We start from the raw sequence: 12,232 nt of genomic DNA, 5'->3' as shown, positions 1-12,232 counted from the left end.
TACAAACGTACCGCAGCCACATAGCAATTTCAAGCATTTTGTTTCCGCTTACAATCGGATTCCTTTATCGCCTTGCGTTGACCCTGTCCTGCTGTGCTATTATAATCCCTGATACCAAATCAAGATGGGAGGCTGACATGTCATGAAGTACCGCAAATTGGGCGGCACAGGCTTGGAAGTATCTAATCTTTGCCTGGGCACGATGGCTTTTGGAAGATGGATCGATGAGGAAGCGTCGGTGCAGATCCTGGATCACGCGATCGACCAGGGAATCAACTTTATCGACACCGCCAACTATTACGGCAAAGGGCAGGATGCCGACGTTCCGCACGGAACAGGCGAAAGCGAGGACATTATCGGCCGTGCCCTGAAGGGCAGACGGGATCAGGTCGTTCTGGCGACGAAAGTGGGCATCCGGTCGGGGTTCGGGAAAAATGACAGCGGCCTGTCGCGGACCCATATTTTGCGCGAAGTCGATAAGTCGCTGCAGCGCCTTCAGACGGATTATATCGACCTGTACCAGGTACATATTTTCGACCCGCACACGCCGCTGGAAGAAACGCTTCGGGCTCTGGACGACCTTGTTCGCCAGGGAAAAGTAAGGTATATCGGCTGCTCCAACTATGCCGCCTGGCAGATTGCCAAAGCGCATGCGATCAGCGAGCGGATGAACCTCGAAAAGTTCATTTCCGTGCAGCCGCAGTACAACCTGCTCTCCCGGGAAATCGAACAGGAGCTTCTGCCGTTCTGCGCCTCGGAGGACGTCGGCGTCATGGTATACAGTCCGATGGCCCGCGGGATGCTCTCCGGCAAGTACAAAGCGCCAGGGGATGCCCCGCCGGAGAGCCGCGCCGCCAGCGGGGAGAAGCCGCTGCAGCAGTATTTTACCGAGCGGAATTACGAGCTTGTCAAAAAATACGCGGTGCTTGCCGGTCAATACGAAGTCAGCCTTTCCCAATACGCGCTGTCGTGGGTGCTTAATCAGCCCGCGGTCACAGCCGCCATCATCGGTGCCAGCAAAGTGCATCACGTGACGGATGCCGCGCAGATCAGCGACTGGTCCTGGACGCCGGAAATGCTGCGGGAAGCAAGTGATGTCCGCAGTTCTACAGATGAATAACAGCCTCATTAAAAAACAGTCCCGGCCGATATCTTGGCCGGGACTGTTTATTATCATCCTCACTCGCGCGCCAGTCAACGGATGGCGATTATAACTAGGCACGTTCGGGCTCCCATTCGGCATTCAGCACAAATGTTGCCCGTATTTCGGTATGATGGTCCGGATCCGGCGCTGCCGGAATCCAGATCCCTATCCCCGCTATACTTCCGGCGTTGGCGTCGGCGCCGCGTATTTCCCGTTGGAATACGTCTGGTCGATGATGCCGCGGATCTCTTTCACGCTTTTACCCTCTTTAACCAGCGAAGCTGCCGTAAGCGCCGTCTCGACGCACACGCCGCAGCGGGTGCCGTGATCATCCCATACTACGCTTCCGTCCGGGTTGACTTCTTTAATAAAGCAGTTCAAATTGCTTTTGTGGCCTGCACTTTCCCCGCATCCGCAGTAACATGGAATTTGGCTGAGCACTTCCTTTACCCCGGCTGCCGCCATATAGGCCGTTCTGACGGTATCGTTCGCCGGCTGCAGAAACGAAGGAAGCTGCTCCTTCCCGCCGGTCGTCTCCTGCAGATCGCCGTTTGCGGCCATCTGCTGGTGTGCGCCGTGATCGTGCTGCATCGTCTGCTCCGCCGAATCCGGGCTGCCCTTATCCGAGCAGCCGGATATCAGCAGCCCGCCCAGGACGATTCCGAGCACAGACAGCCTTGCCTTACTGCCCATCATCATGTATCTCTCCTTTGATTGTTGTCCATTTTACATAGTATACCATGCCGCTTGCCGGATATATAAATTCGGATGACTTCGCAGCCGGTTACGGTTCCTGATCATGTCTGACCCGAGTGCCGGCGGGGCATGGACATTTTCTTAACAGTAATTATTCCGTTTAAGATGCCGTTTTGATATAATACAGGTATCTAGCCTTTATTTCGGATTTTCACAGAAAGGTGATTGCCATGGAACAGTCCATCCATCCGTCCCAGGAATGCGACGCAACCTGCACGGGCTCAGACAATGAATTGGGCAAAATTAAAGAAGCGCTGATCGATGATCAAGCTGCCTCGCAGGTCGCCGATTGGTTTAAAGCCTTTAGTGATCCCACGCGGGTCAAGCTGATCGACGCGCTGCTGCAAAGAGAACTGTGCGTGCATGACCTGACCACCCTGCTCGGCATGGGCCAATCCGCGGTGTCCCACCAGCTGAGGTATTTGCGCAATTTGCGGATCGTCAAACGCCGCAAGGAAGGCAAAACGGCCTATTACTCGCTTGACGATACGCACATCGAACAGATTTTCCTGCAGACGCTGCAGCATACCCAGCATGGATAAATATTTCTAACCCAAGACCCTCTGCCTTTGGCGGAAGGGTCTTTTCTTTTTTTGCTTTCGCGGCCAACCGAACCATCCGACGTCCCTCTTTATTTTTTCCTGAGAAGAAACCAAGGGTTGCCGGCTCCAATAAAGGTCAATGCTGATAACAAGTAATCCTTTGATCAGGAGGCAGCTCCATATGAACAGAACGAACAGATGCCTGCTATCCGCTTTTCTCTTTCTCTCGGTATCCTTATATGCCGGATGGAGCTTTGTATGGCCTGCAGGAGTGGCTGATGCAGAACGTGCCGATACGTTCTTCGGCCATGATTCTATTCAACAACCTAAGGTTGTTAACGGCAGCGACGGCCAAACCGGGCGGGACCCTTCCCTGGATCCGTCCCTTTTATCGGCAATGCTGCTGGCAAAGGATCCCGTACAAGCCGCGGTGCAGTTTTCCAGAACCCAATGGCTGGACGGAAGCATGAATAACAGCCCGGACGTCGTCATTCTGGCTGATCCCCAGGATAAACCAGGCGCACTTGCGGCAAGCCGTCTTCTGCTTTTTTCAAAGAATGGAACGATGCTGTTTACAGGCAAATATGTAACACCGGAGGCCACCCTAATCGAGCTTGTCCGGCTTCGTCCTTCCGGTCTTGCTTCGCAAAGCGGAGTGCAGGTGATTGCAGCGGGCGACATACATCAGCGGGTTATCGATCAGCTCCGCAGGCTGGGCCTTCGCACCGAGCGAATTCATGCTGCGGCGCCCGAAGCTCTGGCGGGAGCGGTGGATGCTTATACGGCACAGCTGTCCGGCAAACATAACCGAGCCGTGATCATGCTCCCCTTGGATCAAAAGCCATTCTCCTCCTCTATGCTCCACCTTTTGCAGGAAAAAGAGGGCTCCCTCCTTTTCGTCAAGCGGTTTTTCATTCCAAGGGAAACCCTTCAGGCGTTAGAACAGCGAGACGGCGGTTCAAATATCTACATTCCAGCTTCGCTGGAAGCGGTCTCCAGACAGGTGGAGCGTAGGCTGCAGCGTTACGGAGAGGTGACAAGAATATCGGGGGACTAGCAGGAGCTTCCCAAACGGCAGCGGGCGGCACCGCATACAGCGGACCGCCCGTTATTTTGTACACCACAGTTTTGGAATCGTTTCATTATTTCAGCTTCAGCACCCGCATCGCATTTAGGACGGCCAGCAGGGTAACACCGACATCGGAGAAGACGGCTTCCCACATCGTTGCGATGCCAAAGGCTCCAAGCAGCAGGAAGATCCCTTTGACTGCCAGCGCAAAAACGATGTTCTGCCATACGATTTGGCGCGTACGCCCCGCAATGCCAAGCGCGGTGACGATCTTGGACGGCTCATCGGTCATAATGACGATATCCGCCGCCTCGATGGCAGCGTCCGATCCCAGGCCGCCCATCGCGATCCCCACGTCGGCTCTCGCCAGCACCGGCGTATCGTTCATGCCGTCCCCGACAAAAGCGATTTTTTCCTTGGGCTGCTTCAGCCGGCTCAGCCGTTCCATATGCTCTACCTTATCCTGTGGAAGAAGCTCGGCATGCACCTCGCTCACGCCAAGCAGCTTCCCGACCTTATCCGCCACCGGGCGCGCATCGCCTGTCAGCATAACCGTCTGTTTGCCCCGCTGTTGAAGCGCGCCGACCGCCTGAGCCGCATCTTCCTTCACCTCGTCCGAGATGAGCAGATAACCGGCGTATTCTCCGTTCACGGCCACATACACGACGGTGCCCGGCGCATCCGGCTGCTGAGCCGCAATGCCTTCCTCCTTGAGCAGCTTTGCGTTGCCGGCCAATACTTCCACGCCGTCCAATTTCACGTGAACGCCGTGTCCCGCAGCTTCATTGTAGTCCTGTATGCGTGACGCATCTAATTCTTTCCCGTAGGCTTCTCTGATCGATTCGGCAATGGGATGGCTCGAATGAAGTTCGGCAAAGGCTGCATATTCCAGCAGCTGTTCAGGGCTGATTCCGACGTGGGCCGGACGGGTTTCGGTCACCCGGAACGTCCCCTTGGTCAGCGTGCCGGTCTTGTCGAATACAACATATTTCACATCATTCAAGGCTTCCAGGTAATTGCTCCCCTTGACCAGGATGCCCGCTTTGGAAGCGGCGCCGATCCCTCCGAAAAATCCGAGCGGAATCGATACGACCAGCGCGCAGGGACACGAAATGACGAGAAAGATCAGCGCCCGGTAGATCCAGTCGGAGAATGTCGCGCCGCTCACCACGAGCGGGGGTACGAGCGCAAGAAGCAGGGCGACGATGACGACGACCGGCGTATACAAACGGGCGAACTTCGTGATGAAGTTCTCGGTAGGAGCCTTGTTGCTGCTGGCGTTTTGGACGAGGTCCAAAATTTTGGCCGCGGTGGACTCCCCGTAAATCTTGGTCACCTCGATCGTAAGGACGCCATTTTTATTGATGAATCCGCTCAGCACCTCATCGCCCGCTTCCAGCTCACGCGGTACGGACTCGCCGGTCAGCGCTGAAGTGTCCGCCATCGACCGGCCCTCGGTCACTTTGCCGTCGAGCGGGATCTTCTCTCCCGGTTTGACGATAATCAAATCGCCGACCTGGACTTCCTCGGGCGTCACTTGTTTCGTTCCGTCCCCTGTCTTCAGGTTCGCATAATCCGGCCGGAGATCCATCATGGCGCTGATGGACTTGCGCGAGCGGTTAACTGCGATGCCCTGGAACATTTCACCGATCTGGTAGAAGAGCATGACGGCAACCCCTTCGGGATACTGTCCTACGCAGAACGCCCCAATCGTCGCAACCGACATCAGGAAGTACTCGTCAAACACCTGGCCCCTAAGGATGTTGCGGAGCGCCTGCAGGACGATGTCGCCTCCGGTAATGAGATAGGCCACCAGAAACATGGCAAGCTCGGCCCACCCTGTGACCGGCAGCAGCATCGCGGCCGCCGTGATCACCGCCCCTGCAGCCAGGCGGATCGACATGACCCGGATGCCGGAGCTGCCGTGATCATGCGAATGACCGTGATCATGGCCGTGGGCATGATCACGTGAATGACCGCCCGCTCCGTGGTCATGACCTTCGTGGGAATGACCGTGATCATGCGCGTGCCCATCATGATGATGGCCGCGGGACCTTTGCGGATGATTTCCTGCCGCTTTCGGAGCCAACTCGCGCACGCTGACATGCGGCTCTAATTTTTTGACTTTCTTCGTAATCTCCGATATCAATTGGCCTTGATCTTCTGAGGATTCAAAAGTCAGCGTCTGCTTGACGAAATTTACGGAGCAGGAAGAAACCCCGTCCATCTTCCGGACCCCATCCTCGATCTTCATGGCACAGTTTGCACAATCCAAGCCCTCGAGCAGCAGCTCGCGCTTCACCTTAGAGACGGCTTCAGTCATCAAAATGCCTCCGATCCAATCACGAATATAATATGAGCATATATTCATATATAAACTTGTTAAGCACATTATATTCAGGGATGGAGAAGAATGTCAATCAGCTTTTCCGGGCTTTTCCACCAAAGATGGAAAAAACGAAAAAAAGGCAGAGGCTGTTCCCCTGCCTTTTCTTGCAGCTCAACCGGTCTCATCCGAGACGCACGACATCATCAGCTCCCGGTATTTCCCCGGCGTCACGCCCTCGATCTTTTTAAAAGCCCGGATAAAGACAACGTCGCTCGTATATCCGACCAATTGCGCGATTTGGGCATTTGTGAATTCCTTGTCTGCCATATGGCGTTTGGCAAGCTCAATCCGTTTCTTGGCGATATGGTCGCTGAGATTGATCCCGCTCTGTTTCTTGTAAAAGGTCGAGACGTACTGCGGCGTCATGTCGAAGTGATCCGCCACCATGCCAAGCCCCATGTTCGAATCGGTGAAATGCTCATCCACGAACTGATCCATGTCCTGCAGAAGCTGGGCGCTGTGGCCGCTCTTGTCCGCAACCATGCTCTCCGCCAAAATTTCATACAGCCGCTTCATCCGTTTGTGCATTCCTTCGGCCGTTTCATAGGAGAAGATGTCCTTCACCAGATCGATATCGGGTCCGAGAATGTCATTCTGGTCCACGCCCGTGGCGTTCATAATTTTTAAATATGTACTGGTGATGTTAAAGAACAGGCATTTCCCGTATTCCGGCGTAATGCTGCCCGATTCGAAATTCATCGCGTAAATCGTGTCCAGCAGCTGCAGGGCATGGTCGGCGTCACCGCTCCTTACGAAATTAATCAGCTGTACCTCAATATCGACCGGGTAGTAATAATGGGAGTGCACATCTGTAATGTCCTGAAAATAAATGATCGTCCTGCCGCCCTTAACAATCCGGAATTCTAGGGCAGACGCCGCTTCCGCATAGCTCTCGCTGATGCTCTTCGCACCGCTGTGAGGCAGGCCCACCGCTACGGTAACATCGATCTTGAAGCGTTCCTCGATCATGCCTTTGAGCGCTGTGGCCAGCTCACGGGTCACCCTCTCGCCGCCCTCGGCCTGTTCCGCGGCAAAGTTGCACACGATCGCTACCCGGTCCCGGTCCAGCTCAACGGCAAACGCCTTGTGCGGATACTCGATCAGATCCGTGCCGATATTGGATACGATAAAGCGGGCAAGCGCCCACTGCTCCTCGCTCGGCTCCGCGTTGAACCTTGCGATGCTGTCCAATTGGACGACCATGACCGAGAAATCGTCACTGACGAACGTAATATCCATAAACCGCAACGACTGGCCGCCTTCCCGGGACGCGTCGACATCCATCTGCCCCCGGAGCAGGCGCAGCAGGAAGTTGGAGCGGATGACGGGCGTCTGCTGGGCGAGCAGGCTGCGTAAATTTTTTTCGGTATGCAGGGAGCCTTCAATAGACTGCAGGATCAGCTCGTATTCGTTGACCTGCGGCCTTCCGCTCCATTCATTGCCCCTGAGAATGGCATTGACCGTTTTACGCAGCGGACTGTAATTTCGGTAAGCGAAGATGAAGGCTGCGGTCAGTCCCACGGCCAGACAAAGGGCGAACAGGATCAGCGCCCACTGCTTGATCAGAATGATCTGCTGCATGAAGACGCTTTTGGGCGTAACGAGCACGTATTTCCATCCTTCCTTTTCGGATGAGGTATACGATACCATTTTCTGATCGCCATTAATCGTTTGATTGAACAACCCGCCGGTCCCCGTGATCCGGGACAACAATTCGCCCGGCAGCGGCTGGCGGTCTGTCGCCATGATCGTGCGTCCGTCCGAATTTACGATGTAGATCGAGCTGTCGCTCGCGGATTCAATCTGGGCAAACATTTCCTTAATCTGACTCTCGTCGATCAGAATGACGAAGGTTCCCGTAATATCGCGCCGGTCCCGCCCCGGAAGCGACTGGGCGAAGGTGATGACGTTCAGCGGCGTTTTCTCGATGCTCTGCATCGGATCATACTCGGCGGTCCGCAGCAGCGTGGCCGATGGAAGATAATCCATCGTATGGAAGCTTGTGAGCATGCTTTCCCGCCAGCGGTCGTAACTCATGCCCTGATAGCTGTAATACATATCGTAAAATTTGTGCGAATCGGTGAGAAGCCCGGGCCTCAGCACCAGATCGCTGTTGCGGAAATAGACATAGTAATCCAGGATAAAGTTCGTCAGGCTCCCCTGCCTTGACATCGTGTTCCGCATAAATTCGATGAACTGGTACCGGTCGGGACCGCCTGCATCCTGGTCCAGTTTGAGCAAATACTCCAGCTTCGGATCGAAAATGATCTGCTGGGCCAGCTTTTGCACTTCGCTTAATTTGCTGTCCAGGGACAGCTTGAGCTGCTCCAGCATCGCTTGATTGGAACGGTTGGCACCGCTTTCCAAACTTGCTTCGACTTTGGTGTACAAGAAGGCTCCCATCGAGACCGGGATGAGCAGCAAAACCAGATTGGAAATCAGCATCGTCATCCACACGCTTCGCAGATGACCGATTCCAAGCGGACGAAGCAGCCGTTTCACCAAGCATTCCCCCTACCTTGTTCATGTATCGACCGACATGCGCATCAATGAAACTTGTATGTTCATTATAATGCAAGGGACAGGGCTCCGGGCAGTTTTTTATTCCTTGATGGCGCCGATCAGCACCCCTTTGACGAAATATTTCTGCAGGAATGGATACAGGCAGATAATCGGCAGGGTCGAGACGATGATGGTGGCGTATTTGATCGTTTCGCCGATCGCATACTTGTCGTCCGCAGCCACGCCGGTGGACATGGAATCGGTGGAATTGGCGATGAGGATTTCGCGCAAAACGAGCTGCAGCGGGTACATCGTCCAGTCACGCAAATACACCAGCGCCGAAAAATACGAGTTCCAATGCCCAACCGCATACCAAAGAATCATGACTGCGATGACCGGCATCGACAGCGGAATGACGATTCGGAACAAAATGGTCATCTCGCCGGCTCCGTCGATTTTGGCCGATTCTTCGAGCGACACGGGTACGCCCTGGAACGCCGTCCGCATAATGATCAGGTTAAACGTGGAGATCGCTCCCGGGATCAGCAGCGCCCATGGCGTATTCATCATGCCGAGCTTGCCGACAAGGATGTACGTCGGGATCAGTCCGCCGCTGAACACCATCGTCAGGACGATCGCAAACATCATCAGGTTTTTAAAATACAGGTTCCGGCGCGACAGCACATAAGCCCCCAGAGCCGTCATAAACAGGTTAATGGCCGTTCCTGCGGCTACGTAAAACAGCGTATTCCGGTACCCGCTTGTGATCATCGGGTTCTTGAAGACGGCTTTGTAAGCCTCGAAGTTAAATCCGAGCGGGCGCAGGAGGATGCCCCGGTGCTGGATAAAGCTCGCCGCATCGCTCAATGAAGCGAATAATACATACAGGAACGGGTACAGTGTAACGAAGCAGAGCAGCAGCATTAGCAGCGTATTGATCACGCCGAATACCTTTTCGCCGTTCGTTTGTGCAATCATCGGACGATCCCTCCTACCACAGTTTGTTTTCGGACACGCGCTTGCTGATGGCATTTGCCGACACGATCAGAATCAGGCTGATGACGGAATTGAACAGGCCGACCGCCGCGGTAAAGCTGTAGCTCGCCTCCAAAATCCCTTTTCGGTATACATAAGTGGAAATGACATCGGCCGTTTCGTAAGTCAGCGGATTGTACAGCAGAAGCACCTTCTCGCTGCCTACCGACAGCATGTGCCCCATATTCAGAATGAGCATGATGACAATCGTGGGCATGATGCCCGGTATGGTGATATGGAACGTTTGTCTCCAGCGGCTTGCGCCGTCGATTTTGGCCGCCTCATACAGCGTTGGGTCGATATTGGCGATCGATGCCAAATAGATGATGGAGCCCCAGCCGATGCCCTGCCAGATGCCGGACGATACGAAAATAAAGCGGAACCAGCCGGCCTCCTTCAGAAAATCGATCGGATCGACGCCGATGAACCCCAGCAGTTGATTGATCAATCCGTCACGGCTTAGGAAGTCAAACATCATCCCCGCGACCACGACAATCGAAATGAAATGCGGTAAATAGGAGATCGTCTGCACGAATCGCTTGAACGCCATTTTGCGGATCTCGTTCAGCAGCAGTGCCAGCAGGATCGCCGCCGGAAAACCAAACAGCAGATCATAGACATTGATGAGGACCGTATTGCGGATGAGCCTCCAGAAATAAATGCCGTTAAAAAAGCTGTCAAAATGCTTGAAGCCGACCCATGGGCTTCCCCAGATCCCTTGTGCCGGCGAGTAATCCTTAAAGGCGATCAGGAGACCGTACATCGGTCCGTAATGAAAGATCAAGTAATACGCAATGACGGGGAGCGCCATGAGATAAATGATCCAATTGCGGCGGAGATCCTTACGGATGATTTGCCCCGTGGTTAGATCGGTCCGGCTGCGCAGCGGTCGCTTCTTCATCAGTTTCTTATCGGTTACCTGCCACATGTAACCCCCTGCCTTTCCTGCGGAATGTGGTGTTGGAACAAGGGGCGAGCCGGGAAGCGGACATCCCCTGCCCGGCATCTTCGCCGCCTTATGCTTTTTGATTAACGCTTATTGAACCGGTCAAGGGCGGACTGCTGGATTTTGATCGCGTCGTTAATGCCCATCGCCTCGATTTTCTTCACGTACTTATCGAAGTTGTCGATCGGCTCCGCACCCATGATGAATTTGAGGAACATCTCGTCCTTATACGTGTTGATGTCCGTCATGATCGAAGCGAATTGGGAGCTCTCGTCCTTGGTCGGCGTCACGAGCGGCATTTTGCGTTCCCCGGTCGGCTGGGACCATACGGTCAAGGCATCCTTCTGGTTCGGGAGGGCCAAATACTGCATCTGGAATTCATCGCTGAGCACGAACGGAGCGCTCCACGTCGAACGGTTATGCTTTGCAAAGGATTGCTGGAGACTGACGCCGCTAGGCGGGTTCAGCACCTCCGGCAGGAAGACCGGTTTGCCGTCCTTCAGCGTGTAGGCTTCTCCTTCTTTGCCGTAGTTGAACAGGAGATCGCCCTGTTCTCCGTAGGCATAGTCCAGCCACTTGACCGTTTCGGTCGGGTTCGTATTGCTGGTCGAGATGGCGGCGCCGATGCCGTTCGTGGCGAAATCCTTTTGCCCCCAAATCGGCTTATCGCCTTTGTTCAGTACCGGATACGGAGCGGCCACCAGGTTGAATTTCGGATCCTTATCCTTCATCAGGTTGGCGTATTTGCCGATGCCGCCGCCGTTATACGTTGGAGCGGCGCCCAGCTGGTTGCCGGTCATTTTGGCATCGAACAGCTTGTCGTTCGGAGCGGCGAAATCCTTGTCGAGCAGCCCTTCCTTATACCATTGGTTCATCGTAGCCAGGAATTCCTTGTACTCGGGCTGGATCGGTCCGTATTTGACGCTGTTGTCGATCTGGTAGAAACCATAGTTGATGCCCCATGCGCCAAGGAAAGGCGCATCCGTGCCGATATCGTCCTTCGTAAAATACAGCGGAATTTCATCGGCTTTCCCGTTGCCGTTCGGATCCTTCTCCTTAAACGCCTTGAGGACTTCATGCCATTCGTCGATCGTCGTCGGCATCTGAAGGCCCAGCTTATCGAGCCAATCCTTGCGGATCGACGGGCCGTAGAAGACACGGACCTTATCGCCGCCGCGGAAGAACGGGAACATATAGAGGCTTCCGTCGTCAGTGGTCACCTGCTTTTTCCAGTCGGGATGCTCATCCAGCAGTTTTTTCAAATTCGGTGCATATTGGTCGATCAAATCGTTCAGCTTAATAATTTTGTTGTCCTGGATCGCCTTCTCCGGTCCCCCCGGATACCCGATCCATGAAGTTTCGATCACGTCCGGCAGTTTCTCGGAGACCATCATGAGGTTGAACTGCTCCTGAGCCTGGGTGGAGTCGGTCGGCGGATGCTGGAAGTCCACTTTAACGCCAGTGATCCGTTCCAGTTCCTTATACATGCCCATCTCCGCGTACGTTTTCATTTGGGCGGCTGCAGCGGGATGCATGCTGACCCAATAGGTCAGGTGGGTTAATTTTTCCGGTTCGGCTGTTTTTCCGCTAGTGGACGCCTCCCCTTTCGCCTGATCGTTCCCCGAGGTGCCGCCGCAGGCCGCTAGCGACAGAACCAGGGCGGCTGCAAGCACCGCAGTGCCCCATTTTTTAGCTGCTTTTTTTCTCATGTAAGCGCCTCCTTTTTGAAATAAATCCAGTTGACCGGACTCTTGTTTATGTGAAGCTGCCGGTACCCAAAGTATAGGGAACCTGCCTGTTCCCGCGATACTGCCGCTTTGAAAGGAGCGCAGTATTTTCGTAAGATGAC

At 54.5% G+C, this 12,232-nt stretch carries 9 protein-coding genes; 3 read left to right on the top strand and 6 right to left on the bottom strand.

Going from position 1 to position 12,232, the window contains the following annotated elements:
- The first annotated feature begins 142 nt into the window (after window positions 1-142).
- A complete protein-coding gene (locus MKY74_RS17160) occupies window positions 143-1,120 on the top strand; it encodes an aldo/keto reductase (RefSeq protein ID WP_076167398.1) in 978 nt (325 codons plus the stop codon).
- Between the two features lie 198 nt (window positions 1,121-1,318).
- On the opposite strand, the gene MKY74_RS17155 is transcribed toward MKY74_RS17160, so the two are convergent.
- A complete protein-coding gene (locus MKY74_RS17155; protein ID WP_432206592.1) occupies window positions 1,319-1,843 on the bottom strand; it encodes a PCYCGC motif-containing (lipo)protein in 525 nt (174 codons plus the stop codon).
- 227 nt (window positions 1,844-2,070) lie between these two features.
- Here MKY74_RS17155 and MKY74_RS17150 point away from each other — a divergent pair, with 227 nt between their 5' ends.
- Together MKY74_RS17150 and MKY74_RS17145 are read left to right on the top strand one after the other, a co-directional pair.
- Window positions 2,071-2,442 (top strand): ArsR/SmtB family transcription factor, encoded by a 372-nt coding sequence (locus tag MKY74_RS17150; RefSeq protein ID WP_076167400.1) that lies wholly within the window; start codon window positions 2,071-2,073, stop codon window positions 2,440-2,442.
- A gap of 181 nt (window positions 2,443-2,623) precedes the next feature.
- Window positions 2,624-3,499, top strand: coding sequence for a hypothetical protein (locus tag MKY74_RS17145; RefSeq protein WP_076167402.1), 876 nt, complete (start codon window positions 2,624-2,626; stop codon window positions 3,497-3,499).
- Between the two features lie 85 nt (window positions 3,500-3,584).
- Here the strand turns inward: MKY74_RS17145 and MKY74_RS17140 are convergent, their stop codons facing one another.
- From MKY74_RS17140 to MKY74_RS17120, 5 genes are all read right to left on the bottom strand, one after another.
- A complete protein-coding gene (locus MKY74_RS17140; RefSeq protein ID WP_076167405.1) occupies window positions 3,585-5,834 on the bottom strand; it encodes a heavy metal translocating P-type ATPase in 2,250 nt (749 codons plus the stop codon).
- Between the two features lie 177 nt (window positions 5,835-6,011).
- On the bottom strand, window positions 6,012-8,402 hold the full coding sequence (locus tag MKY74_RS17135; protein WP_244169185.1) for a helix-turn-helix domain-containing protein: 2,391 nt from the start codon (window positions 8,400-8,402) through the stop codon (window positions 6,012-6,014).
- Between the two features lie 99 nt (window positions 8,403-8,501).
- Window positions 8,502-9,380 (bottom strand): carbohydrate ABC transporter permease, encoded by an 879-nt coding sequence (locus MKY74_RS17130; RefSeq protein ID WP_076167408.1) that lies wholly within the window; start codon window positions 9,378-9,380, stop codon window positions 8,502-8,504.
- A gap of 13 nt (window positions 9,381-9,393) precedes the next feature.
- On the bottom strand, window positions 9,394-10,338 hold the full coding sequence (locus MKY74_RS17125; protein ID WP_076169462.1) for an ABC transporter permease: 945 nt from the start codon (window positions 10,336-10,338) through the stop codon (window positions 9,394-9,396).
- A 128-nt stretch (window positions 10,339-10,466) separates the two neighbouring features.
- A complete protein-coding gene (locus tag MKY74_RS17120) occupies window positions 10,467-12,092 on the bottom strand; it encodes an extracellular solute-binding protein (protein WP_076167410.1) in 1,626 nt (541 codons plus the stop codon).
- Between the last annotated feature and the right edge of the window lie 140 nt (window positions 12,093-12,232).

The sequence above is a fragment of the Paenibacillus sp. FSL R5-0378 genome, from assembly GCF_038009285.1.
In the GTDB taxonomy this organism is placed as follows: Bacteria; Bacillota; Bacilli; order Paenibacillales; family Paenibacillaceae; genus Paenibacillus_AQ; species Paenibacillus_AQ favisporus.
This window is presented reverse-complemented; position numbering and strand designations above follow the sequence as displayed.

Coding starts and splice junctions, on each gene's coding strand:
- MKY74_RS17145 (WP_076167402.1), top strand. CDS start 2,624: ATGAACAGAACGAACAGATGCCTGCTATCCGCTTTTCTCTTTCTCTCG.
- MKY74_RS17160 (WP_076167398.1), top strand. CDS start 143: ATGAAGTACCGCAAATTGGGCGGCACAGGCTTGGAAGTATCTAATCTT.
- MKY74_RS17140 (WP_076167405.1), bottom strand. CDS start 5,834: ATGACTGAAGCCGTCTCTAAGGTGAAGCGCGAGCTGCTGCTCGAGGGC.
- MKY74_RS17125 (WP_076169462.1), bottom strand. CDS start 10,338: ATGAAGAAGCGACCGCTGCGCAGCCGGACCGATCTAACCACGGGGCAA.
- MKY74_RS17150 (WP_076167400.1), top strand. CDS start 2,071: ATGGAACAGTCCATCCATCCGTCCCAGGAATGCGACGCAACCTGCACG.
- MKY74_RS17130 (WP_076167408.1), bottom strand. CDS start 9,380: ATGATTGCACAAACGAACGGCGAAAAGGTATTCGGCGTGATCAATACG.
- MKY74_RS17155 (WP_432206592.1), bottom strand. CDS start 1,843: ATGATGATGGGCAGTAAGGCAAGGCTGTCTGTGCTCGGAATCGTCCTG.
- MKY74_RS17120 (WP_076167410.1), bottom strand. CDS start 12,092: ATGAGAAAAAAAGCAGCTAAAAAATGGGGCACTGCGGTGCTTGCAGCC.